This window comes from Ruminiclostridium papyrosolvens DSM 2782 (genome assembly GCF_029318685.1).
Classification (GTDB): Bacteria; Bacillota; Clostridia; order Acetivibrionales; family DSM-1351; genus Ruminiclostridium; species Ruminiclostridium papyrosolvens.
Genome location: NZ_CP119677.1, coordinates 2,477,171 through 2,502,357, shown reverse-complemented (window position 1 = coordinate 2,502,357; position 25,187 = coordinate 2,477,171). Strand labels below are relative to the sequence as shown.

20 protein-coding genes are annotated in these 25,187 nt (G+C 36.9%); 19 read left to right on the top strand and 1 reads right to left on the bottom strand.

Going from position 1 to position 25,187, the window contains the following annotated elements:
* The first annotated feature begins 235 nt into the window (after positions 1–235).
* The 13 genes from P0092_RS11445 (at position 236) to P0092_RS11385 (ending at position 15,952) form a co-directional block, all read left to right on the top strand.
* On the top strand, positions 236–3,070 hold the full coding sequence (locus P0092_RS11445; RefSeq protein ID WP_051132013.1) for a glycoside hydrolase family 9 protein: 2,835 nt from the start codon (positions 236–238) through the stop codon (positions 3,068–3,070).
* A 134-nt stretch (positions 3,071–3,204) separates the two neighbouring features.
* Positions 3,205–4,983, top strand: a complete 1,779-nt coding sequence (locus P0092_RS11440) for a CotH kinase family protein (protein ID WP_004619366.1) — start codon at positions 3,205–3,207, stop codon at positions 4,981–4,983.
* 330 nt (positions 4,984–5,313) lie between these two features.
* Entirely contained in the window at positions 5,314–6,315 is a 1,002-nt protein-coding gene (locus P0092_RS11435; protein ID WP_051132014.1) for a sulfate ABC transporter substrate-binding protein, read from the top strand.
* 21 nt (positions 6,316–6,336) lie between these two features.
* A complete protein-coding gene (gene cysT, locus P0092_RS11430; protein ID WP_004619368.1) occupies positions 6,337–7,194 on the top strand; it encodes a sulfate ABC transporter permease subunit CysT in 858 nt (285 codons plus the stop codon).
* A gap of 11 nt (positions 7,195–7,205) precedes the next feature.
* Positions 7,206–8,081 (top strand): sulfate ABC transporter permease subunit CysW, encoded by an 876-nt coding sequence (cysW, locus tag P0092_RS11425; RefSeq protein ID WP_004619369.1) that lies wholly within the window; start codon positions 7,206–7,208, stop codon positions 8,079–8,081.
* Positions 8,082–8,124: 43 nt separating this feature from the next.
* Positions 8,125–9,198, top strand: coding sequence for a sulfate/molybdate ABC transporter ATP-binding protein (locus P0092_RS11420; protein ID WP_004619370.1), 1,074 nt, complete (start codon positions 8,125–8,127; stop codon positions 9,196–9,198).
* A gap of 50 nt (positions 9,199–9,248) precedes the next feature.
* Complete coding sequence (locus P0092_RS11415) at positions 9,249–10,445, top strand: ROK family protein (RefSeq protein ID WP_004619371.1); 1,197 nt, start codon at positions 9,249–9,251, stop codon at positions 10,443–10,445.
* 27 nt (positions 10,446–10,472) lie between these two features.
* Positions 10,473–11,195 (top strand): phosphoadenylyl-sulfate reductase, encoded by a 723-nt coding sequence (locus P0092_RS11410; protein WP_004619372.1) that lies wholly within the window; start codon positions 10,473–10,475, stop codon positions 11,193–11,195.
* A gap of 36 nt (positions 11,196–11,231) precedes the next feature.
* The gene (gene cysD / locus P0092_RS11405; RefSeq protein ID WP_004619373.1) at positions 11,232–12,113 is read left to right on the top strand and encodes a sulfate adenylyltransferase subunit CysD; all 882 of its coding nucleotides are present in this window, start codon (positions 11,232–11,234) and stop codon (positions 12,111–12,113) included.
* A 1-nt stretch (position 12,114) separates the two neighbouring features.
* Positions 12,115–13,872, top strand: coding sequence for a sulfate adenylyltransferase subunit 1 (locus tag P0092_RS11400; RefSeq protein ID WP_004619374.1), 1,758 nt, complete (start codon positions 12,115–12,117; stop codon positions 13,870–13,872).
* A 21-nt stretch (positions 13,873–13,893) separates the two neighbouring features.
* A complete protein-coding gene (locus tag P0092_RS11395; RefSeq protein WP_004619375.1) occupies positions 13,894–14,757 on the top strand; it encodes a 4Fe-4S binding protein in 864 nt (287 codons plus the stop codon).
* Position 14,758: 1 nt separating this feature from the next.
* A complete protein-coding gene (locus tag P0092_RS11390; protein ID WP_479692054.1) occupies positions 14,759–14,917 on the top strand; it encodes a hypothetical protein in 159 nt (52 codons plus the stop codon).
* A gap of 195 nt (positions 14,918–15,112) precedes the next feature.
* On the top strand, positions 15,113–15,952 hold the full coding sequence (locus P0092_RS11385; protein WP_004619376.1) for a TerC family protein: 840 nt from the start codon (positions 15,113–15,115) through the stop codon (positions 15,950–15,952).
* A gap of 57 nt (positions 15,953–16,009) precedes the next feature.
* Here the strand turns inward: P0092_RS11385 and P0092_RS11380 are convergent, their stop codons facing one another.
* Positions 16,010–16,615, bottom strand: coding sequence for a tyrosine-type recombinase/integrase (locus P0092_RS11380; RefSeq protein WP_004619377.1), 606 nt, complete (start codon positions 16,613–16,615; stop codon positions 16,010–16,012).
* A gap of 353 nt (positions 16,616–16,968) precedes the next feature.
* Here P0092_RS11380 and P0092_RS11375 point away from each other — a divergent pair, with 353 nt between their 5' ends.
* The 6 genes from P0092_RS11375 (at position 16,969) to P0092_RS11350 (ending at position 25,127) form a co-directional block, all read left to right on the top strand.
* Positions 16,969–17,874 carry a hypothetical protein gene (locus P0092_RS11375; RefSeq protein WP_004619378.1) on the top strand — a complete coding sequence of 302 codons (906 nt, stop codon included), beginning with the start codon at positions 16,969–16,971 and terminating at the stop codon, positions 17,872–17,874.
* Between the two features lie 112 nt (positions 17,875–17,986).
* Entirely contained in the window at positions 17,987–19,822 is a 1,836-nt protein-coding gene (locus tag P0092_RS11370; protein WP_004619379.1) for a sensor histidine kinase, read from the top strand.
* Positions 19,815–21,395 carry a response regulator transcription factor gene (locus P0092_RS11365; RefSeq protein ID WP_004619380.1) on the top strand — a complete coding sequence of 527 codons (1,581 nt, stop codon included), beginning with the start codon at positions 19,815–19,817 and terminating at the stop codon, positions 21,393–21,395. The genes P0092_RS11370 and P0092_RS11365 overlap by 8 nt, the downstream gene beginning before the upstream one ends.
* 216 nt (positions 21,396–21,611) lie before the next feature.
* Complete coding sequence (locus P0092_RS11360; protein WP_004619381.1) at positions 21,612–23,096, top strand: sugar ABC transporter ATP-binding protein; 1,485 nt, start codon at positions 21,612–21,614, stop codon at positions 23,094–23,096.
* Between the two features lie 16 nt (positions 23,097–23,112).
* Positions 23,113–24,075 carry an ABC transporter permease gene (locus tag P0092_RS11355; protein WP_004619382.1) on the top strand — a complete coding sequence of 321 codons (963 nt, stop codon included), beginning with the start codon at positions 23,113–23,115 and terminating at the stop codon, positions 24,073–24,075.
* A gap of 56 nt (positions 24,076–24,131) precedes the next feature.
* Positions 24,132–25,127 carry a substrate-binding domain-containing protein gene (locus P0092_RS11350; RefSeq protein ID WP_004619383.1) on the top strand — a complete coding sequence of 332 codons (996 nt, stop codon included), beginning with the start codon at positions 24,132–24,134 and terminating at the stop codon, positions 25,125–25,127.
* Positions 25,128–25,187 lie beyond the last annotated feature (60 nt).

Genomic DNA, 25,187 nt, shown 5'->3' with positions numbered 1-25,187 from the left:
GACTAACATCTGTGATAACTCAAAATTATTTGAATCTAAAATAATCTATAAAGACCGTACTCTTATTCAAATTGAATGTATGTAAACTAGAGAGTACGGTCTTTTGTAAAATCATGTTTCTGAAAAAATTTTACATCTTTAATTTTTCTTATAATAAATTCTCAAGAGGGAGGTATTAAGCTTGAACAGATTTATAAAGGCTAGAAAAGTTTTAAATCGGAAAAGTATTGCAGCAATGCTTTTGAGTGTTAGCATGATTGCTGGACAATTTCTATTATCGAGTAATGCATTAGCAATGGAAAATACTGATTCTAATTCAGGTACTACTTCAACAGCAGAATCAAAATTCACTCCTAAAGAAGGATGGGAAGATTATAACTACTTTAATTTTGCTGAAGCATTGCAAAAATCAATTTACTTCTACGATGCAGAAAAATGCGGACCAGGGGTTTCAGGAGGTAAAATTGAATGGAGAGGCGATTGCCATGTGGGAGATTGCAATATTCCCCTTAAAAACACTTCTCTTTCCGCTGAATTCATAGAAAAGTATAGAAAAATACTCGACCCTGATGGGGATGGAACAGTAGATGTACATGGTGGATTCCATGATGCTGGAGACCATGTACGGTTTGGACTTCCTCAGAGCTATACAGCAGGTACTCTTGGATGGAGTTTCTATGAATTTAGAGATGCCTTCAAGAAATCAGGGCAAGAAGAACATATGATTGATATTTTAAAGACCTTTACTGATACCTTTTTACGTTGCTCCTATCTGGATGAAAATGGAGATTTGATTGCTTTCTGTTACATGGTTGGTGAAGGGGATTTAGATCACTCCTATTGGGGACCACCTGAATTATATCCCGATAATATACCAAGACCAGCAGATTTTGCCACTGCTGAAACTCCTGGTAGTGATGTTTGTGGTAGTACTGCTGCAGCACTTGCCACATCTTATTTGAATTTTAAGGATGACGAGCCTGATTATGCGAAAAAGTGTTTGACTGTTGCAAAGGCTATGTATAAATTCGCAAAGGAAAACAGAGGAATGTCTAATGGTGATGGTTACTATACATCAGCATATGACGATGATGAAATGGCTTGGGCTGCAGTATGGTTATATACTTGCACTGGTAATATGGACTATATAAATGATATTATGTCAGTATCAGAAGACGGTAAATATTATACTGGATATATGAAAAAAATTATACCAGATACCTTTAACACAAATATGTGGTTCAACACATGGACTCATTGTTGGGATGCAGTATGGGGAGGAGTGTTCGTAGAGCTGAATGCTTTATTCCCAGACAATAAGTTATATGACTACATTGCTCGTTGGAATACAGAGTATTTGTCTGGTGGTATGGCGAAGCATAAGGAAGCCAACGATAATGGCTATACTTCAACATCACCTGCAGGATATACGATGATAAATGGATGGGGATCAGCTCGTTACAATACGGCTGCTCAATTATGCGCACTTGTATATATGGAACACCACCCTGATAGAACAGATTTTGGAGCATGGGCAAAGAATCAGATGGAATACCTTATGGGAAGAAATCCAATGGGGTACTCATACATAGTTGGGTACGGCTATGAACATGGCTTGCCTTCTGCAAAACATCCGCATCACAGGGCGGCTCATGGATCAAAAACATTGAGTATGAATGACCCGCCAGAACACAGGCATATTATATGGGGTGCTCTTGTTGGCGGGCCTGATAAGGAGGATTACCATCAGGATGTAACAACTGATTTCGTTTACAATGAGGTTGCTGTTGACTATAATGCTGCATTTGTAGGTGCTTGTGCGGGATTATATAAATACTACGGTGAGGGACAGCAGGTAATACCTAATTTTCCACCAAAAGAACCAAAGACTGACGATTACTATTGCGAGGCACGTATAGAAAGAGAGATTAAGGAAAGCTCACAGGTAGTTATTAAATTACACAATGAGTCAAGCCAGCCTCCACATTATGAAACAGGTATGAAAGCAAGATATTTCTTTAATATTAGTGAACTGCTTGCATGCGGACAGTCCATAAAGGATGTTGAAATGACTATTGCTTATGATGAACAGATTTCACTGCAGCAGGAACCTATTACCTATAGAGGTCCAATAAAGTGGGATGATGCTGGAACCTATTATTATGAATTTGATTGGAGCGGCAGAGAAATATATGGGGATAGAGAGTTGGCATTTACGTTAACAGCAAAACAGGATTCAAATTATATGACACATTGGAACCCAACTAATGACTGGAGCAGAAAGAATCTTACCAGTGATTATGTGTTAACTAAAAATGTTCCCGTATACATGAATGGCGTTCTAGTATATGGGGAGGAAGCTCCAAAACTTACTCCAACAAATCCTGATGATAACCCAGATACTACACCGCCTTCAATAAAGGTTCAGTATAAGTATGGCGCAGCTCACAACCTAACAAATACATTAAGGTCTACAGTTAATATAGTAAATAATGGAACTGTTCCTGTAAATTTATCAGACATAAAGCTACGCTATTGGTTTACATGTGATGGTAGTGAGCAGAATACATTTGCATGTGAATATGCACCTTGCGGTGCTGAAAATGTAACGGGTAATTGCTACAAAGTAGACAATGCTGTGGGGGGTGCCGATACATATTGTGAGATTTCATTTAAAGATGCTGCAGGCAAACTTGTACCAGGCGCAAGCACAGGAGATATACCTTTTAGGATAGATGGCTCGTCCGATTATGACCATACAAATGATTATTCATGTAATCCTAAAATGGAAAGTGCTTATGGGGATAATGAAAAAATCACTGCTTATATCAAGGGTGAACTCAAGTACGGAGTTGAACCTGTGGTTGTTAATATCAAGCTCGGAGATGTAGATGGTAGTGGTACTGTAGATGCTATTGACTTTGCATTACTGAAAAAATTTCTCTTAGGTTCTTTACAATTGGATTCAGAGAGCAAAATCAGAGCAGATGTAAATAAGGATGATTCAGTTAATGCAATAGACCTTGCATTACTCAAAAAGTATATCCTTGGAACAGCATCTGAATTTTAGTTAATTAAGTAAAGCTCCTTATTGATTTCCTGGTTGCACACGACAAGGGCCGAAAAATTAATTTTTGGCCCTTGTCTTTTATACTAAACAGTTTGACATCAATACTAGGCCTAAAATTATAGGAGGTTATAATTATGAGAAAAAAATTGTCAACTATAGCGGGAATACTGATTTTTTCTTTACTTACAACAAATTTGGTGGGGTTCAGTACTAAGGCCTTTGCTGCTGAAACACCTGACTCATCAGAATATAAACAGTATGAAATGCCAATTGTTACAATAAATACTGACTCAGATAGTAAAATTGATTCTAAAGAGGTTTACACTAATGCAAAAATAAGCCTGATTAATAGTGACGGTAAATATGAAATGTCTGACATAGCTACATCAGTAAAGCTGCGTGGAAACAGTTCTATGTATGCCGAAAAGAAGAGCTACAAAATAAAATTTGAAGAGAAGCAAAATCTTCTGAATATAGGTGATGGAAAAGCTAAGACGTGGTGTTTGATTTCAAACTGTTATGATGGGTCTCTTTTAAGAAATCTTACCGTATATCATTTTGCTGAAGTACTGGACGGTATTTCATATTCACCCAACTGTCGTTCTATAGAACTTTATGTAAATAAAAAATATCAAGGTGTATATCTGTTATGTGAAGATGTTAACATAAATAAGAACCGTGTGGCAATTTCTGAAGAACCGGATAAAGTTGAAAATAACGGTTATCTTGTTGAAATGAGCAGATACGCCGAAGATAATAAGTTCGACATTGATACGGCCACCTACGAAGTGAAAAGTGATTTATCCAAAACACAATCAATAAAAAATCAACAGATTAATTACATTTCAAAGTACATTGAAAAGGCTTACAATGCATTAAAAAGCGGCAACGAAAAGGATTTGAGAAAATACATAGACCTTGATTCTTTAGTGGACATATATATAGGCAATGAAATTGTAAATAATGTTGATGCAGGCTGGGATAGCTTCTATGTCTACAAAGACGCCGGAGGAAAGCTCTGTTTTGGCCCAATGTGGGATTTTGATTTGGCAATGGGTAATGCAAACTGTGTAATGGGGTTTGAAGCATGGTCAGGCTTTAATCCATATAACGTCCTCAATGTAAATGCAAATTCCAATCCATGGTTCTGCCATGCACTTTCAAAGAGCTGGTTCCGTGATTTAGTAAAAAAACGCTGGAATAAGCTGCAAGGTCAAATTAATGCCTTGCCTAAATCGGTTATAAAAGAAGCTCAAACAAATTACAAGTCTTATTGCAGAAACTTCGAAAAATGGGATGTATTAGGTAAACAGGTGTACATTGAGCCTGCCGAAATATCGGCGCTTACAACCTTCAAAATGCATTATAACTATCTTAGCAGTTGGTTGAACAAGCGTATAAAATGGTTGACCGGATATATAAACAGCAAGGATTTTAAAAATGGGATATTTGTAAACTACAAGGGAAAGCAATTAACCGCAAACTCAAATTTACTTGAGATAAGCCCAATTCTGGCTCTGTCAAATACATCGGATGTAGATTTAACCTATAAAATGCTACCTGACATAGGGCTGGCTGTCTCAATTAAAAATGCAGGAGCCCAAAGCTGGAATACTCAAATAGCTGCATCCGGCTTTATGCTGGAAAAAGGTGCGGAATACGTACTTTCTTTTGATTACAGTTGCAGTGAACCCCGTCAGATGCCAATATGTATTCAGCAGAATTATTCACCATGGACTCCATACTATTCAGGTGAGTTAAAAGCCACAAAGGAGCCACAACATTACGAGACAGTTATAAAAGCACCTGCCGCAGACTCCAACTGTGCTCTTACAATAAGCCTTGGGGGAAATACATTTAACGGTACAGATGTTACCATAAATAATATGAGTTTTGTGAGAAAAAGCAAGTAAATATCCATTGGTAATGAGCTGAACAGAGAAATGCTTAAATTTTTACATTTAAGAGTTCTCTGTTTATTTTTTGCCATAGGTAAAAATAAAATTACAAAAAATGTTAAAAAGTAATTGACATACTTTTGACCACATGTTACCATTTGGATAACTTATAAAACATATTGGATTACTTGGGTATAATTTTAATCATTTTAAGCTTATCTGGTTTGCCTAATCCATCAAATAATTTTTTAAGCGAATGCATACTATGTATATATGTAAACTATTATTTAAATGAAGGAGTGATTTGTATTGAAAAATAAAATTAATAGATTAAGTGTGATTACTATGTGCATACTGCTTTTAATTTCAGCATTGACGGGGTGCGGTAGTACCAAAAATGTACAAAACAGTACCATAACCCTATTAAATGTTTCATATGACCCCACAAGGGAGCTTTATCAGGAATACAATGAAGCATTTGTAAAACATTGGAAGGAAAAAACAGGACAAACTGTGACCGTCCAGCAGTCACATGGCGGTTCAGGAAGCCAGACAAGAACCGTAATAGACGGAAATGAGGCGGATGTAGTTACATTGGCATTGGCGTACGATATCAATTCAATCAATAAAAATAAAGAGTTGATTAACAAGGAATGGCAAAAACGTTTAGCTGATAATTCAACCCCTTATACCTCAACCATAGTATTTCTTGTAAGAAAAGGCAATCCAAAGAATATAAAAGATTGGGATGACCTTGTTAAACCGGGAATACAGGTAATAACTCCAAATCCCAAAACCTCCGGCGGTGCTCGCTGGAACTATCTTGCAGCGTGGGGTTATGCTCTGAAAAAAAATAATAATGACAGTGAAAAAGCCAAAAATTTTGTTCAACAGCTTTATGAGAATGTCCCTGTTCTGGACTCAGGAGCCAGAGGAGCAACAACAACATTTGTAGAACGTGGTTTGGGTGACGTCCTTATAGCATGGGAGAATGAAGCCTTTCTTTCCATAAATGAGCTTGGAAAGGATAAATTTGAGATTGTTATACCGTCAATGAGCATATTAGCTGAACCTCCGGTTTCTGTGGTTGATTCTGTTGTTGATAAAAAAGGTACAAGAAAGGTTGCCGAGGCATATCTTCAATATCTTTACAGTGACGAGGGTCAGGAGATAGCAGCAAAAAATTATTACAGACCAAGAAATCAGAACATTGAAAAGAAATATGCGGCACAATTCCCCAAAATCAATCTTTTTACCATTGATGAAGTTTTCGGAGGCTGGAGCAAAGCGCAGCAGGAACATTTCAGCGATGGAGGAGTATTTGACCAAATATACATAAAAAAATAACTAAGAACTGGAGGTGAAATTATGAATCTGACAATAAAGACGTTAAAAATTAAACAACAAAGTGTTATACCTGGCTTTGGAATTACCATGGGAATTTCACTTCTGTACATAACTCTTTTGGTTCTGATACCAATATCAATGGTATTTATCAAAAGCTCAAGTCTGGGTCTTAAAAATTTTTTGGATATAGCATTAAGCACCAGAGTAACGGCGTCATTGAAAATATCTTTCGGGACTTCATTACTTGCAGCTGCAATAAATACTGTATTCGGACTTCTTTTGGCATGGGTTCTGCAGAGATATTCCTTTCCTTTCAAGAAGATTATAGACGGGTTGATTGACCTGCCATTTGCATTGCCTACAGCAGTTGCCGGTATATCACTTACAACTCTTTATGCACCAAATGGATGGATAGGAAGGTTTCTGGAGCCATTAGGCATTAAAGTATCTTATACGCCTTTGGGAATAACTGTGGCATTGATTTTTATCAGTTTTCCTTTTGTAGTCAGAACCGTTCAGCCGGTTCTTCAAAGTATAGACAGAGAGGTGGAGGAGGCGGCAGCCTGTCTCGGAGCAAGCAGATTCCAAACCTTTTGCAAAATAATTATTCCGGAACTTTTTCCTTCTATCATTACAGGTTTTGCCCTATCCTTTGCAAGAGCCTTGGGAGAGTATGGCTCAGTAGTATTCATATCAGGGAATATGCCTATGAGAACAGAAATAACACCACTTTTGATAAGGACAAAGCTGGAACAATATGATTATGCGGGTGGGACAGCCGTTGCGGCAATTATGCTCATAATATCGTTTGTAATGCTGTTAGCCATAAATCTCTTTCAGTGGTGGGCAGTCAACAGACATAAATTTATACTTCAATAAAGGAGGACACAATGGCAGGAAGCTTACCTTTGAACAATAAGACTCTCAATACATATCAGAAAAGGACTACAAAGAATTCCTCCGGTGCTGTAAAAATAGTACTTACTGTAATGGCTTTACTCTTCTTTATACTAATGCTCTTTGTTCCGCTTATATCGGTATTTGTAAAAGCCTTCCAGCAGGGAGTCAAGGTTTATATTGCAGCCGTGACTGATTCTGTAGCACTTGAAGCAATTAAACTGACATTACTGACAATTATTATAGTGGTTCCAATAAATACTTTGTTTGGGTTGGTAGCAGCATGGGCTGTTTCCAAGTTCAGATTCAGGGGCAAAAACCTTCTCATAACAGTTATAGATTTACCTTTTGCGATTTCTCCGGTGGTGGCAGGCCTGATTTTTGTTTTGCTTTTTAGTACAAGTCATGGAATTCTGGCTCCCGTTCTAAATAAATTTGGACTCAAAATAATTTTTGCCCCTCCCGGGATAATTCTTGCTACATTATTTGTAACTCTGCCTTTTGTAGCCAGAGAACTTATTCCTCTTATGGAAGCACAGGGAACCTCTGAAGAAGAAGCTGCCCTGACCTTGGGAGCAAGTGGCTTTAAAACTTTTGCGCTTATTACACTTCCAAATGTAAAGTGGGCATTGACCTACGGTATCATGCTTACGGCGGCAAGGGCAGCAGGAGAATTTGGTGCAGTATCTGTGGTGTCAGGACATATCAGAGGATTAACAAACACCGTCCCCCTTCACGTTGAGATTCTGTACAATGAATACAAGTTTTCGGCTGCATTTGCAGTAGCTTCACTTTTGACAGTAATTGCAATCATTAATCTCGTAATTAAAAATATCGCAGATTGGAAAATCAAACAGCAGGAAAAATAAAAGAGTTGCAAATCTAAATTTACAATTAATCGGAGTGAATAATATGAGTATAGAAATAACAAGTATTTCAAAGACATTTGAATCCTTCAAAGCTCTTTCTGATATAAATCTCAAAATTAATACCGGGGAGCTTGTGGCTTTGCTTGGCCCTTCAGGTTCAGGGAAAACAACGCTTCTCAGAATTATTGCCGGACTTGAAACAGCTGACAGCGGCAGTATTATGTTTGATGGAGAAGATAATACCGGAAAAAGTACACAGGATAGGAAAGTGGGCTTTGTTTTTCAGCACTATGCATTGTTTAAACATATGACAGTATTTGAGAATATAGCCTTCGGACTTAAAGTAAGACCGTCTAAACTCAGGCCTTCAAAAGAGGTTATAGAAAAAAAGGTTAATGAGCTATTGTCACTGGTAAAAATGGAGGAACTGGCAAAGCGTTATCCCAGTCAGCTATCGGGAGGACAGCGTCAAAGAATAGCACTTGCAAGAGCGTTGGCTGTTGAGCCTAGAGTACTTTTGCTGGATGAACCTTTTGGTGCGTTGGATGCAAAGGTGCGGAAAGACCTTAGAAGATGGCTCAGGAAGCTTCATGATGAATATCCGATTACCAGTGTATTTGTTACACATGACCAAGAGGAAGCCCTTGATGTAGCTGACAGGATTGTAATTCTAAATCAGGGAAAAATCGAACAAATGGGTACGCCGGAAGAAGTATACGATAATCCGACAAATCCCTTTGTCTATAACTTTCTGGGAAATGTAAACCTGTTTCACGGGAGGGTGCACAACGGGATAATTGAGCTTGGGAGCCTGAAGCTGGATTCTCCTGAACATTCGGAAGCCGTTGACAGGAAAATCATTAGTTATATTCGCCCTCACGATATCGAAATAAGTCTGGAGCAATATGAAAATGAATTCGTTGCAGCCGAGGTTATTTTTATAAGAGCGGTTGGGCCTATTGTAAACCTCGAAATGAAAAGAATTGATAGCGGAGAATACATAGAAGCTGAAATCAGCAAAGATATTTATAAAAAACTTGCACTAAAGGAAAGACAGACTGTATTTGTCAAGCCAAAGGATTTTAAAGTATTTATTCCTGAAGATTATATGATATAAAAGTTTTGGATACTTTTGCCTATAGTGGGAAAAAGTTAGGATGTGATTTAATGATTGATAATGATATTTTCAGCAGGTTAAGTCCGGAATCAAAAATGATATTCAGTTTAATTCTACACAACCGGGCATCAACCAAAGGCACTCTGTCAGAACTATCTGGCATAAAACTCACAAGCCTTAATCGAATGATGCAGCCTCTGGAGGAAATGGAACTGCTGGTGGAATCAGAAACCGGAGAATCAACTGGAGGCAGGAAACCGATTTTATATGATGTAAATCCTTTAGGTTACTACATAGTCGGAATAGACATTTCCAGAACGTATACTCAGATTGTTTTAACTAACCTTAAAATGAAACCTATTAAAAAGTACAGATTTGATATGGACAGTAAATCAACTCCCAAAATTGTACTTAGCAAAATACTAAGCTGGATAAAGGAAGTCAAAGATAAACTGAAAGAAGAAAACGGCACTATTATAGGTGTTGGCATAGGTACAGTAGGTCCTATTGATAAAAAAAGAGGAATGGTACTAAATCCGGAAAACTTTGTAGCGCCCGGTTGGGAAAATATACCCTTGAAATCAATATTTGAAAAAAGGCTCGGAGTTCAGGTTGTAGTAGACAATGGGGCAAATGCGGCAGTACTTGCTGAAGCCAAATTTGGAATTGCAAAAGAAATAAAAAATGTAATTTATATTAATTGCGGTATAGGGTTACGTATGGGTGTTATTGCATCAGGAAGGTTTGTAAGAAATATTAATGATGCAGAAGATGCCTTTGCACATATGGTTGTGAATGTTAATGGCATGAAATGCTCCTGCGGAAACAAAGGCTGTATTGAGACTTATTCATCTATCTATTCTATAGTTGAAAGATTCAAAGAACTAAATGAGAAATCTGACCCCGGAGCCATAACCAATGAAGTTTCTTATGTTGAAATCTGTAAAGCTGCAGAAATGATGAAGACTCCGGCACAAGATGTTATAACATATGCAGCGGAGTACATGGGAGAAGGCCTTGCCAATCTTATAAAGCTGCTGAACCCCGGTATTGTAATTTTAAGCGGGCCTCTTATCAGAAATTCTCAGCTTTTTTATGATATATGCACAGATATGGCTTTTACAAAAAGTCACTTGCAAAAAGACGGAAGGGTTGTTTTCAACAGAGGAGGGCGATTTAATGAAATTGCCATTGCTATTGGGGCCAGTGCCCTTGTATTGGAAAAATTTTTGGGTAATGAGCTTTAGTAATAATTCATAAAAGGAGAAGTAAAAATGAGAGAACTAGATTTAAAAGCATTAAACTCTGAAAAGAAGAATGGGGCAGAGGCTATCAGTTATATTCTGGAAACAATGGGGCCTTCCAATATAGCACTGGCTTCCAGCATGTCCATAGAGGATCAGGTACTTACACATATGATTTTAAATGTTAACCCCAAGGCGAGGATATTTTTCATTGATACGGGAAGACATTTTCAAAAAACCTATGACCTGATGGAAGAAACAATGCGCTCTTATAAATTTACCTACGAAGTATATGCTCCTGAAAGGGAAGATATCGAAGAAGCTGTTTCAAAGCTAGGCCCGAATTTTTTCTATGAAAGTGTGGATTCCAGAAAAAAATGCTGTGAAATCAGAAAGGTCAAACCTCTTAAAAGAGTACTCAGCACTGTGGACGGATGGATTTGTGGTCTGAGAAGAGAACAATCGCCTACCAGACAAGACGTGGAAATATTTGAGTGGGATAACGGCAATTCTATTTACAAAATTAACCCAATAGTATTTTGGTCAGAAGAAGATGTATGGGAATATATAAAAGCTCATAACATTCCTTACAGTAATTTGTACCGGAACGGATTCCGAAGTATCGGATGTCAGCCCTGTACCAGAGCCGTACAACCCGGGGCAGATATACGAAGCGGAAGATGGTGGTGGGAGGATCCTGATAAAAAAGAGTGCGGTCTCCATTTGGGAACAGCACATTCTGCAAATCATTAGAGAAGTTTAATAATATTCATTATATGGAGGTTGGTTATGAATCACTTGGATAAATTGGAGGCACAGAGTGTTTACATACTGAGAGAAGCATATAGAGAATTTAAAAACATATGTATGCTCTGGTCTATAGGAAAGGATAGTACTGTTCTTTTATGGCTGGCAAGAAAAGCATTTTTTGGACATGTACCTATGCCCCTTGTACATATTGATACACATTATAAGATTCCTGAAATGATAAAATACAGAGACGATTTGGCGTTAAAGTGGAAACTTACCATGGTTTATGGGGAAAACAGTGAAGCACTGGCACAGAAAAAAACCTTTCCGGACGGAAATGCAGACCGTATAAGCTGCTGCCAACAGCTTAAATCAGAAGCATTAAAAAATACACTGTCAGGTGAATGGAACAGATATTCTTTAGACCACGCCAAGGGCAAATATGTTCTGGATTCAAAGAGAGAGCAATATACAGGAGTTATTGTAGGTGTAAGGGCGGACGAAGAAGGCAGCCGCTCAAAAGAAAGATATTTTTCACCAAGAGACAAGGAAAACGACTGGGATGTGGGAGATCAACCGCCGGAATTCTGGAATCAGTTTAAAACGGATTTTGCTCCGGGAACACATATCAGAATACATCCTCTATTGGATTGGACGGAACTGAATATTTGGGAATACATAGAAAGGGAGAATATTCCCATTACATCGCTATATTTCGATCAGGGCAGCGGAAAACGTTATAGATCCCTTGGATGCTACCCATGCACATCTCCTGTAGAATCTACAGCGAAAAATGTGAGCGAGATAATCCAAGAGTTAAAAAGCGGTAAATTTGCAAATATAGCAGAAAGATCCGGCCGTGCACAGGATAAAGATGACGGTGGCGGACTTGAAACACTTCGTAGGGGAGGTTATATGTAATATGGACAACAAAGAGCAAATGAACATAGTTATTGTAGGACACGTGGACCATGGAAAGAGTACCGTAATAGGCAGATTGCTGGCAGATACAGGTTCACTTCCCGAAGGTAAGCTGGAATTGGTTAAAGAATACTGCAGGAAGAATTCCAGACCCTTTGAATATGCATTTCTTTTAGATGCGCTAAAAGATGAACAGGCACAGGGAATCACAATTGATACTGCCAGATGTTTTTTTAAAACAAATAAAAGAGACTACATTATTATAGATGCACCGGGACATATAGAATTCCTGAAAAACATGGTAACAGGTGCATCCAGAGCAGAAGCAGCACTTCTGGTAATAGACGCCAATGAAGGAATCAAAGAGAACTCAAAACGTCACGGACACATTGTTTCAATGCTTGGTATTAAGCAGGTTGTGGTTTTGGTTAATAAAATGGATTTGGTAGATTTTAATGGAGATGTTTTTAATTCTATAACCGAAGAGTTTACAGAATTCCTTAACAAAATTAATATAAAACCAATAAACTTCATTCCCATAAGTGCATTTAACGGAGACAACATTGCAGAGAAATCCGAATTTACACCTTGGTATAAGGGGCCTACAGTACTGACGCAATTAGATTCCTTCGCCAACAGAAAGGAAGATAGCCAACTGCCCTTCCGTATGCCCGTACAGGATATCTACAAATTTACTGAGGAAAATGATGATCGAAGAATTGTTGCAGGTACTATTCTCAGCGGAACATTAAAGGCTGGAGATGAGGTTTTATTCCTGCCTTCAAAGAAAAAAAGTATTGTAAACAGTATTGAGGGCTTTAATGTATCTCCGGCGGATAAAGCCGATGCCGGACAGGCAATAGGTGTAACACTGAAAACGCAGATATACATAAAATCAGGAGAGTTAATGGTCAGGGCAGATGAAATTCAGCCTGTTTTAAGCTCACGTTTCAGAGTAAATATTTTTTGGGTAGGCAAATTTCCGCTGATTAAAAATAAGAATTATAAACTCAAAATAGGAACTCTAAGGATTACGGTAAAGCTGGCGGAAATTTTGAATATAATTGATGCAGCAGAACTGAATATAGATACCTTCAAGGAACAGGTTGAAAGACACGATGTTGCTGAGTGCATACTTGAAACCGTCAAACCTATTCCTTTTGACCCTATTTCTCAAATGGAAATGACTGGTAGATTTGTTATTGTGGATAATTATGAGATTTCAGGCGGCGGAATTATTCAAGAGGGTACTTCCGAAAGCGGTATAACGCACCGGAGTCATATTAATGAAAGAGAATTCAACTGGGAACAGGGACTGGTTTCTTCAAATTTGAGAGAAGATATTTACCGGCACAAAGCCAAGTTCGTTGTATTAACCTCCGGTAATGAAGAATATTCACATTCCTTACACCAAATCGGAAAAGAACTTGAGTACAAATTGTTCAAATCGAATTATGTTACCAATTATCTCGGTATAGCAGGACTTGAAGATGCTTCCGGTGACAGGGACAGCCAGATAGCAAAGCTTGGTGAAATTGGCAGAATATTTACCGATGCAGGACAAATATTTATTACCTCTGTATTCAATTTGGATGATTATGAAGCAGAAAAGCTAAAGTTACTGAATGAAAATAACGAAATATTAATTGTTAATATAGGAGAATCACCATTTGACAGCTATGTGCCTGATGAAAATATCAAGTATTCAGATATCGGGGCGGTTGTTGATTCACTATTTGGCTTATTTAAAAAATTATAATAATAGCGGAGTTGAGAAGATATGGAACAGGTAGATTACAATGAACTAAAAAAAGGCGGTTTCATTCAGCAGATTCAAAAAAATAACTTTTCTATGAGATTGGGTATTGTGGGCGGACGGATTCAGGCAGAACAACTGCAAAAAGTAAATGAAATTGCAAGTAAGTACGGACAAGGTTATATACATATGACTTCCAGACAAAGTATTGAAATCCCGTTTATTAAATTAGAAGACATTGAAGCAGTAAAGCAGGAGCTTGCTGAGGCAAAACTGTATCCTGCAGCCAGCGGGCCAAGAGTGAGAACCATTACAGCCTGTCAGGGAAACGGCGTATGTCGTAATGGACTTATAGATTCCACAGACCTTGCAAATGAGTTTGGAAAGAGGTATTACGGCAAGGATTTACCTCATAAGTTCAAGCTTGGTATTACGGCTTGCAGTAATAACTGTCTTAAAGCTGAAGAAAATGATCTTGGGGTCAAGGGAGCTGTAAAACCAAATTGGAATAAGGATAATTGCATCTATTGCGGTCTGTGTGAGAATGCTTGCCGACATGGAGCTATAACTATAAATAAAACCGCAAAAGAGTTTTCCTACGCTGCCTCTGCATGTAAGTATTGCGGAAGATGTGTAAAAGTATGTCCTAAAGGAGCATGGGAGGGTATAAGCGGCCTTATTGTTTACTTCGGTGGTCTGTTCGGAAACAGAATAGCAATAGGAAAACAGCTTTTCCCCATAGTATTTACAAACGATAAGCTGTTTGAAATTGTAGATATTACTCTTGGATTTTTTGAAAAACACGGGAAAAAGGGTGAGCGTTTCAGATATACAGTAGAACGGGTTGGCTGGGAATTATTCGAAAAAGAGCTGGAGGGGGTTTTATGAAATGATGTATGATGTTCTGAGTCTATTTGCGGCAGGCGACTGCGCAGGAGGCTTCAAGCAGATAGCTACCGCAGTTGGTCAGGGCGCATTGGCTGCCAGAAAAATTGCTGAGTTCATCAGGGAAAAAGAATTAATTAACATACAATTAACATTCTCTTAATAGACGAATATACGGTTTGTATATTATAATGAATCCGTTAAAGGGGAGTAGTTATTAAATAACTAAGTCAACATACATGATGCAACGCATCTGGCTTAGTTTCCTATACGGTTAACGAGACTTTTAACATAATCAGAAACTGATTATGTTAAAAGTCTTTTTTTATATAAATTTTAAAAAACAGGAGGATATTAAATGTCTACAAAAAAAGCACTAAAGTGGGTTGGGTTCTGGATAGGGTTGGCTTTAGCCTTTAATGCCGGAATATACTTATTTATGGGCAAGGAATCGGCATTGGAATTTCTGGGTGGCTTTGTAATAGAAAAAAGCTTAAGCATTGATAATCTTTTTCTATTTATTATGGTATTCAGCAGCTTTGGCATAAAGCAGGAATATCAAAGAAGAATACTGAACTACGGTATAATCGGAGCACTGATACTAAGGCTTATATTCGTTTTACTGGGAGTTACAATTGTTAATATGTTCCATTGGATTCTCTATGTATTTGGAGCTATTCTAATTATCAGCGGCGTAAGAATGATTTTTAAGAATGAAGAAAATGACTCGGTAAAGGATAGTAAGATTATAAAGGTTCTTGGAAAAATCATTCCGGTTACTGACAAGGTGGAAGGGGATAAATTTTTCGTAAGAAAGAACAAAATTTTGTATGCTACACCTTTGTTTGCTGTTCTGATTTTAATAGAATTTACGGATATTATATTCGCTGTAGACTCAATCCCTGCTATTTTTTCTGTAACTACTGATCCTTTTATTGTTTACACTTCAAACATATTTGCCATAATGGGACTTAGAAGTATGTACTTTGTACTTGGTAATCTCCATGAAAAATTCAAGTATGTTAAGTACGGTGTGGCGATGATTCTTGTATTCACGGGAGTTAAGCTGTCAGTGCTTATGTTTGACATTAAAATTCCTATAGAACTTTCATTGGGAATAATATTCTTTATACTTGCGTCAAGTATTATATTATCAGTTTTATTCAGCGGAAGAAAAAAAGAAATAAAAGAAGTATAAAATTCCTTGCCACAAAACAACGATTTCAAAATTGTTTTGTGGCAGTTTTTTTATAAATTATCCCAGATTGGACTGTAAATAAACATCCTTTTTCTGTTCCTCTGTAATCCCAATATATCTCAAGGTTTGGGATTTCGAGGAATGATTGAAAATATCCATTAGCAGTTCTAAGGAAGTTCCATTTTGAAAAGCATGATACCCAAAGGTTTTTCTAAGGGTATGAGTGCCAATTTCACCTGTAACTATGATTCCTAAGTCATCTCTTTCTACCAGGCCTAATGCTTCAGCTGCACCGTTTAATATTCTATAGGCCTGTTGCCGTGTAATGGGGGAGTTGCTGCCCTTACGGCTGACAAAAACAAAACTGTCCATATCAACTGAAGGATTTTCTTTAATATATGATTCAATAACTTTTTTCACAATATCACCTAAATAGAATTTCTTTGTTTTACCGGTTTTCTTTTCGGTAATTACAACATGATCTTTAGGTGCTTTATTTGATTTCAGAATATCAGATATTTTTAGTTTCAATATATCACTTATTCTAAGGCCCACATTTATGCCTAAAATAAAAAGAAGTTCATTTCTGACAGATTGACTTTTTAGTATGGAACGTATATTTCTTATTACTTTAATTTCTCTGATGGGTTCAACAGTATTCATTTTTCTCCTTATCTTCTACCACAAAGTTTTTTCGTATTTTGGAAACAGAATCCAATTTAGTTGCTCAAAAACAACTTGGTTACTAATCATATTATAAACCAACAATATGTAACATTCAATATGTGTTAATTTTTTTAATTGCCCCAAAGCCCTGATTTTAAGCCATTCCGAATGTTACAAAACTACATTGTGTAACATTCAGATGTGTATACAAATGTATACAACCATTTATATGTTTACAGTAGTTTGTTTGGTTAATTCATGTAAACGTTTAGTGTTATATTGTTGACACAGAGAAAAATATTATATAAAATTACCTTAAAATAAATTTTTATTAAAAAAGGGTGATAATTTTGAATGAAAATAATGAAAAGGTGCAAAATTCTGATGATTTAATAATAAATAACAATAATCCACTAAGTGTAAGAGTTGATAATCAATATAAAGAAATATTTAATATCCTTATTAAAGAAAAAGGGTTCACAAAAAAGCAGCTTTTGGAGAATATGATTACAAGTTATGCTCAAAATGATACTCAAAAACACAGAGAAGAGAATATAAACTTTGCAAATGAGATTAACCTCATATCCTCAAGCTTAAATGATATATTAAATGTATTTACTACTATTACGGTAAAAAGTCAGGACACTATCGGAAGTATAAAAAGTTTCTATGAGCAAAAATTCGAAAACATGAAGGTTGAAATTGAGACACTGAAGAATAATTTATCCGTATTACAAGAAAAGAACAACATTTTGGAGCTTGCTAATAACGGACTGTCCTTAGAAAAAGAGAAGTTGATGAGTACAATTGAAGAATTTCAGCAGAAGGATGCAGCTAGTAAAAATGAAATAAATTCATTAAATAAACGAAATCTTGATCTCTTAGAGCAGATAAATGTTTTGAGAAGTACCGAAACCGAGAACCACGTTCTTAAATCAGAAACAGATAAATTATCAAAAGAAATTGACAGGCTAAACAAAATATTAAAAGATAAAGACTTTGAAAATGATTTATTGAATAAAAAAGTGACTCAATTACATGAAGATTTAAATGAATTAAATAATAAGAGAACAGAAGAATTGAAAGAGTTTGAATCCAAAATAAAGTTAGATGCAGAGTTGAATAAAAAAGCAGAGTTGATTAAGCTTCAATCAGACTATAATGAATTACAGATAAAAAATATAGAGAACCTTGGAAAAATTAATAAAATGCAGGAGGAAATATTTTGCTTGAAATCTAAAGTCAAGGATATTTAGGCTGTTTTAACCTTTAATTGCTTACATAACTTGCTTTTAATTTAAAATTAACATAAAATCATAAATATAGTCTACTACATTTCAAATAACCAAGATAGGACGATGTGTGATTATGAAAACACTGATTAAAAAGCTTACAAGACTTAGTCTGGTATGGCAGGTTACTATTGTTTTCTCACTAATAATGATAATTCCTGCAATAGTGACAACCGCATCATATTTTGAAATTGTCAGAGATAATCTTTTGAAAGAAGCAAATAAAAAGGTACAAGAAAATTTAAAAAAGCTGGATAGCAACATGAACTCCAATATAAATAATATGAACAGTGCTCTTAATCAATTGGTTTTCAGTCAGGAATTCCAGTATTATTTAAATCCTGAAAATAATCTAAGTACACACGAAAAGAACTATTATGTTTACAGTGTTCAAAATGAACTTCTCAATATACGTTATGTATATACCAATCAATTCAACAGACTTGTTATATATTCTTCAAATAAACAGATTGACGAATTTTTTGATTGGTCATATCACATAGACAGACTATTTGACCGCGATTATTATTCTGAAATTATGCAAAGCAACAGTGAACATATATACGGGAACGTACGTGTATATGACAGAACTCTCGGAAACCTTGTTAATTATGAAGAGCTTGAAAATAAAGAAGAATTGGTATTACCTATTTACCAAAAAATATCAGATATTCGTACAAAAAAGTGTATCGGCCTTATAGAAGTAGATATGACCATAAGCAAGCTTGTTGATTCTAGCGAGCTTTTAAGTCAGGCATCCGAAGTGAAATATCTGATTTTTGACCGTAACCAAAAACTGGTTTTTGCCTCGGATGATAAAAGCATGAAGGAATTTGACGCAATAAAGTTCCCTAAAAAATCAGGTACATCGGATATTACAGTGGGTGACGCAGATTATCTTATTGCATATGACAAGGATGATACTACGGGCTTGACCAGAGTTGCAGTTATGGACAAGAAGAAAATTCTTGCTTCCACTACAGGAGTAGATACTCTTTTGGTTTTGATTGCCATTCTCAGTATTGTGTTTGTAGTAGTTTTTACCAATGTAGCAGCCAGAATCTTTTTCAGAAAGCTCAAAGAAATTGATAAAATGATTACACATATTGAAGCGGGTCGTTTTGATGTGCGTATAAAGGTGGATGGGGTTAATGAAATTTCCAGAATATCAGAGAGCTTTAATCATATGGCAGAAAGACTTCAGGGCCTGCTTGTTTCAATGGTTCAAAAAGAGAAAGCACAAAGAGAAGCAGAAATACACGCCCTTCAAGCACAGATAAACCCTCATTTTCTCTATAATACCCTTGAAAATATGAGAATGCAATGCGAAATAGACGAGTATTATGTAGTGGCAAACGAACTGGCAAATCTGGGAGATTTAATGCGTTACAGCCTGCATTGGGAAAGCCCGAAAGTAAAAATTAGTGAAGAACTCAATAATATCGAGCAGTATATAGAGATTATGAGGATGCGATTTAACAAAAGGCTAATCTTTCAAATGGAATGCCCCGAACATTTAAGAAATATTATGATTCCCAAACTGATACTTCAGCCACTGGTTGAAAATTGCTTTATACATGGCTTTAAGGATTTGCTTCCGCCATGGGAGATATATGTTAACGTTTTTATGAAGGAAAACAAGCTTATTATATCTGTTGAAGATAATGGCAAGGGAATGGGAATTGAACGTCTTGAAGAAATTAATGATTGTATTGCACAAAACAAATCAATTTATAATAAAATTAAGTCAAAAAACTCAATTGGTATTATTAATGTAAATCAGCGTGTGGGGATGATTTGTCCTGCCGGAAGCGGAATGCACATCGAGAGCGAACAAAATGGCGGAACAAAAATTACTTTAACCATTGTTGTTGAATCAGGAATTCAAAACGGAGGGGAAGAAGATGTTTAAAATATTGGTGGCAGATGATGAGGATGTTATACGTAAGGGTATAATTGTAATACTCAAAAGAGAACTGGCACATATTGATATTTGCTGCTATGAGGCCGAAAATGGTATAGAGGCACTCAAACTATGTAAAGAGCATTTACCTCAGCTTGTCATTACTGACATCCGTATGCCCTTCTGTGACGGACTTAGCTTGATTAAAAACATCAAAGAAACAGGCTATTCTCCAACTTTTATTATTCTTTCAGGATATGCAGATTTTGAATATGCAAAGTCTGCTATTAAGCTGGGCGTTAAAGAGTATGTACTAAAGCCTATTAAAAAGCAGGAACTGGTAGCCATGGTTGAAGGTTATGTAAAAAGCCTTGCCAACGAGAAACAGAGAATTGATGAAAAATTTGTACGTGAAAGTGAAAACAAGAAGGTTGTTGAGACCGTAAAACAAAAGCTCCTTAAGAATTTAGTGGATTCCGCCGATGGAGATGAAGCAAAGCGTTATTTGTCCGAGCTTTATGATTTGGGTGTCAGCTTTAAAGAAAAGCTCTTATTATGCGCCACCATTCAATATCAAGTGAATAATGAAAACAAGGATTATATTGATTTTGCGATAAAAAATATAGCGGATGAAGTTCTGACTCAGGAAATGGGCGAGGACTTTGTTATTACCTTTCAATATGAACAAGGTAGAATAGTTTCCATATTTGAGGGCCTTAAAAGAGACGCAATGCTCCTTTGCGCTAAGCAGGAACTGAATAAAATTTGCAGCTTAATTCGGAAATATTTACTCGTAGATGTATTTGCAGGTATAGGTGATGTGGCCTACGGCTCCATATTATTGAACAAAACCTTTAATTTTGCCAATGATGCAACCAAATATAAATTGTATCGTAACGGAAACAACGTTCAGGTGTTTTCTGAAATACCTATGACGGTCAGGCATGAGCTGAGTGACTGGGGTAATTTAACCAATAATCTTGCAAAGATTAATAACGCAGAAATAATTAATTCTTTTGAAAAACTAATTATGTTACCTCCATCATTACAGTCTCTGTCAGTTATTGAGCAAAGCTATACAAAACTTATTAAATCTATCGACCGTCAGCTTCTAAAGTATAACAGCACAAGAACGGAAAGTATCGTAAAGCCTCTTCCGTTTTTTGAACTATGGAGTTTCTTACAGCTCAAGCAGGAGATAAACAGCTATCTCAACCAAGTTCATCGGGCGGCTAATGAGGGTGGTATTGAGGTACCTAACAAAAAGCTTATAGTGGATGTATTAGAGTATGTCAGGGAAAATGCCGCCAGTGATATCAATTTAAATATAGTGGCGGAAAAATTTGATAGGACTTCAGCATACATGAGTGCACTGTTTAAAAAGGGTACCGGAATGGGCTTTAACGAATATATTACAAGTATACGTATGGCTATGGCAAAGCAGATGCTTTCAGATACAAGCATCCCTATCGGCGAGGTGAGCAGCCTTTGCGGGTACATTAATCCAAAATATTTCTCGGTGGTCTTCAAGAATACTTTCGGTGTAAGCCCCGTAACCTACAGGCAGAATTCTATACGTTAAAGGAAAGTATAAGAAAATAAAAAAAACATTTAGTAGTACATGAATTTTGATGGTTCATGTATTTTTTCTTTTCAAATCATAAAAAATCAAACTTAATATTAAAATAGTAAACCTTTTGGAGCGTTAATTCAATTATATAATTAAAACATGAAATGCGGGAGACATAAAATATATAAGAGTAACTTCATAGAGGTTATGGGAAAAGAGGTGTGATTATTGAGCTTACTTGAAATGAAAGATATCAGCAAAAGTTTTACGGGAGTAAATGTATTGCATGATGTACATTTTAAACTGGAAAAGGGTTCAGTTCATGCCCTTATGGGTGAAAATGGAGCCGGAAAATCCACACTCATGAAAATCCTTGCCGGGGTAACAAAGAGTGATAAAGGAAGCATCAGTATCAATGGTAAGATTGTAGAAATTAACTCCCCTACAGATTCTCAAAATCTGGGAGTGGCAATGATTCATCAGGAATTGTCTCCTATTCCGGGAATGACAGTAGCTGAAAATATATATTTTGGCCGTGAACCCGGAAAAGGCGGGCTTGTTGATTATAGAACACTGTACAGGCAAACAGAAGAATTATTAAAAAAGCTTCATATTAACAATATAAGCCCAAAAGAAAAGCTTCAGAATTTGCAGGTTGCTGACCAGCAGCTTGTAGAGATAGCAAAGGCTATTTCCTTTAATGCAGAGATTATTATTATGGACGAACCTACTTCGGCAATTACTGATAAAGAAGTGGATAACCTTTTCATAATAATAAACAATCTTAGAAAAGAAGGAAAGGGAATCATATATATTTCTCATAAGATGGACGAGGTTTTCAGAATTTCTGACGAAATTACCGTGCTTAGAGATGGTGGATATGTGGATTCCTGGCAGGCTAAAGATATTAACAATGAAATACTCATAAAAAACATGGTTGGAAGAGAGCTTAGCGACATTTATCCCAAGGTGCATGTTCCCATAGGCGAGAAGGTATTGGAAGTACGTAATCTGACACTTAAAAACAAATTTTCTGATATAAATTTTGATGTCAGAAAAGGAGAAATTCTCGGTATTGCAGGATTGGTTGGGGCAGGGCGTACTGAAGTAATGCAGGCACTTTTCGGTCTAAGTCCTGCAGATGAAGGTGAAATAATCTTTGAGGGGAAAAAGCTAAATCCCAAGGAGCCTGTGGAAGCAATTAAGCAGGGCTTGGCATTTGTTACGGAAGACAGAAAAGGCGAAGGACTTGTTCCGTATATGAGTGTAGGAACTAATATTACACTGGCTTCCATGAAGGACTTTGAAAAGAATTATCTGATTGACATGAAAGCCGAGGAGGAAGTGATTAACAAACAGATTTCTTCCCTTCGTATCAGGACACAAGGTAAAGAGCAATTAGTATCATCTCTTTCCGGAGGAAACCAACAAAAGGTTGTTCTTGCAAAGTGGCTGATAAAAAAGCCTAAACTGTTAATATTGGACGAGCCTACCCGAGGTATTGATGTAGGTGCTAAATCTGAAATCTATAAGATTATGTGTGACTTTGTTGCACAGGGAAATTCTATAATAATGATTTCCTCTGAAATGCCTGAAGTTATGGGAATGGCTGACAGAATTGTTGTATTCAGCAATCGCAAATTAGGCGGAGAGCTTACGAGGGAAGATTTTGTACAGGAAAACATTATGAGACTTGCTGTATCTAAAATGTGATAGTGGGGTATGAAAAATGGAGAATATAAAAAATTACAGAAAAATGACTGCAGGTCAGTTTTTAGAGAAGTTTGCAACATTGATTGGACTGTTTTTGGTTATATTGATTTTTGCTTTACTAAAACCCAAATTCCTTGATGTAAATAACGTTTTTAACCTGTTACGGCAGGCATCCATTAATGGGTTACTTGCCCTTGGTATGACCTTTGTAGTATTAACCGGAGGAATTGATCTTTCTGTTGGCTCAATTTTGGGCGCATCAGGAATATTTGCCGCACTAGTTGCTCAAAATCATAGTATTCCTTGGTTTGTAGCAGTTTTGGTTGGCTTGGGCGTAGGTTTTATACTTGGAAGTTTGAACGGAATAGTAATCTCTTGGCTTAAAGTTCCGGCATTTGTGGCAACGTTGGGTATGTTAAGTGTCGCCAGAGGAATTACTTATCTGGCCAGCAATGCACAACCGGTACCGGGATTAAGTGAAGGGTTTCTGAAAATTGGCGGCGGTAATGTTGGAATTATACCAATCCCAGTTATTATCCTTGTAGTAGTATTTATTATTTGCAGTATTCTTATATACAAGGCTAAATACGGAAGGTACATTTTTGGAGTAGGCGGAAATGCCAAAGCAGCTCGTCTTTCAGGTATTAACGTCAAGAAGATAAAATGGTCGGCATATATGATAGCAGGGGTTTTGGCAGGACTGGCAGGGGTAGTATTGACCTCCCGTGTGTCTTCCGGCTTGGCGATGGCAGGACAAAACTATGAGACTGATGCTATTGCAGCTGTTGTAATGGGAGGAACCAGTTTGGCAGGCGGTAAGGGCAGATTGTGGGGAACTCTTGTGGGTGTTCTTATAATAGCAGCTCTGAATAATGGTTTGGATATGATGGCAGTATCCTCCTACTGGCAGTTAATTATTAAAGGTTTGATAATTATTGCCGCTGTTATGATGGATAGTCTGAACAGTTCTAATGATTAATATCCGTTTATAAAAAACGGTTTATTATTAAATTAAAATTTAAAGGAGAAATAGTTATGAAAACAATGAAAAGACTCGTGGCAATGCTAGTAGCTGTAATAATGCTAATCTCTTTCGCAGCTTGTTCTTCTGACACTGGTAAAAATTCATCGGACGAAACCAAGTCTTCAAGCACATCATCTCAAGCTAACAAACCGGCTGACAAAAAACTTGTTGTTGGAATGACACTTTACAGTCTGAAAAATGAATTCACAGTCCGCCTTTCAAATGCTGCAAAGAAGAAGGCCGCTGAATTAGGGGTTGAGCTCAAAATTTATGATGGTAACTATGATCCAAACACACAAATAAATCAGGTTGAAACAATGATTTCTGACGGAGTGAATGCTATTATCCTTAATCCTCAGGATGCAAAGGCCTGTGCGGTAGCTGTTGATAAGGCGGCAGCCGCAAACATACCTGTAATCGGAGTTAACACACGTGTTGACAGCGAAAAACTCACCAGCTACGTTGGTTCAAAGGATGTATATGCAGGTGAATTGGAAATGCAGGCAGTAGCCGATAAGCTGGGTGGTAAGGGCAATATCGTTATACTTGATGGTCCTCTCGGACAATCAGCTCAGTTGGAGCGCAGCGAGGGAATCCAAAATGTACTTAAGAAATATCCCGACATCAAGGTATTGGCAGAAAAGACAGCTAACTGGTCACGTTCGGAAGCTATGACAGTTATGGAAAACTGGTTGCAGGCTTTTGACAAGATAGATGCAGTTGTTGCTGAAAATGATGAAATGGCACTTGGAGCAAGAAAAGCTATTGAAGCTAAGAAACTGGATATCCCGACAATAGGTGTTGACGGCATAACAGATGCTTTGGACGCAGTAGAAAAAGGTACATTAATAGCTTCAATATTCCAAGATGGCGCAGGACAGGGAAGTAAGGCTTTGGAAATTGCTGTTGCTAAAGCTAAAGGCGAAAATGTTGACAAAGAATACTGGATTGATTTCGAACCCGTAACAAAGAACAATGTAGCAGAATTCAAGCAAAGAGCACAATAATATAAATAATTCCAGTTATAAGGAGGGGAGTAAAGCTCCCTTTCCTTATAATCAGAAATG

Bases quoted from the DNA above. Each gene is read 5' to 3' on its own strand.
- P0092_RS11415 (WP_004619371.1), top strand. From the start codon at position 9,249: ATGATTGATAATGATATTTTCAGCAGGTTAAGTCCGGAATCAAAAATG.
- P0092_RS11445 (WP_051132013.1), top strand. From the start codon at position 236: ATGCTTTTGAGTGTTAGCATGATTGCTGGACAATTTCTATTATCGAGT.
- P0092_RS11380 (WP_004619377.1), bottom strand. From the start codon at position 16,615: ATGAATACTGTTGAACCCATCAGAGAAATTAAAGTAATAAGAAATATA.
- P0092_RS11390 (WP_479692054.1), top strand. From the start codon at position 14,759: ATGATGTATGATGTTCTGAGTCTATTTGCGGCAGGCGACTGCGCAGGA.
- P0092_RS11355 (WP_004619382.1), top strand. From the start codon at position 23,113: ATGGAGAATATAAAAAATTACAGAAAAATGACTGCAGGTCAGTTTTTA.
- P0092_RS11365 (WP_004619380.1), top strand. From the start codon at position 19,815: ATGTTTAAAATATTGGTGGCAGATGATGAGGATGTTATACGTAAGGGT.
- P0092_RS11420 (WP_004619370.1), top strand. From the start codon at position 8,125: ATGAGTATAGAAATAACAAGTATTTCAAAGACATTTGAATCCTTCAAA.
- P0092_RS11400 (WP_004619374.1), top strand. From the start codon at position 12,115: ATGGACAACAAAGAGCAAATGAACATAGTTATTGTAGGACACGTGGAC.
- P0092_RS11350 (WP_004619383.1), top strand. From the start codon at position 24,132: ATGAAAACAATGAAAAGACTCGTGGCAATGCTAGTAGCTGTAATAATG.
- cysW (WP_004619369.1), top strand. From the start codon at position 7,206: ATGGCAGGAAGCTTACCTTTGAACAATAAGACTCTCAATACATATCAG.
- P0092_RS11440 (WP_004619366.1), top strand. From the start codon at position 3,205: ATGAGAAAAAAATTGTCAACTATAGCGGGAATACTGATTTTTTCTTTA.
- P0092_RS11385 (WP_004619376.1), top strand. From the start codon at position 15,113: ATGTCTACAAAAAAAGCACTAAAGTGGGTTGGGTTCTGGATAGGGTTG.
- cysD (WP_004619373.1), top strand. From the start codon at position 11,232: ATGAATCACTTGGATAAATTGGAGGCACAGAGTGTTTACATACTGAGA.
- P0092_RS11395 (WP_004619375.1), top strand. From the start codon at position 13,894: ATGGAACAGGTAGATTACAATGAACTAAAAAAAGGCGGTTTCATTCAG.
- P0092_RS11435 (WP_051132014.1), top strand. From the start codon at position 5,314: ATGTGCATACTGCTTTTAATTTCAGCATTGACGGGGTGCGGTAGTACC.
- P0092_RS11410 (WP_004619372.1), top strand. From the start codon at position 10,473: ATGAGAGAACTAGATTTAAAAGCATTAAACTCTGAAAAGAAGAATGGG.
- P0092_RS11370 (WP_004619379.1), top strand. From the start codon at position 17,987: ATGAAAACACTGATTAAAAAGCTTACAAGACTTAGTCTGGTATGGCAG.
- cysT (WP_004619368.1), top strand. From the start codon at position 6,337: ATGAATCTGACAATAAAGACGTTAAAAATTAAACAACAAAGTGTTATA.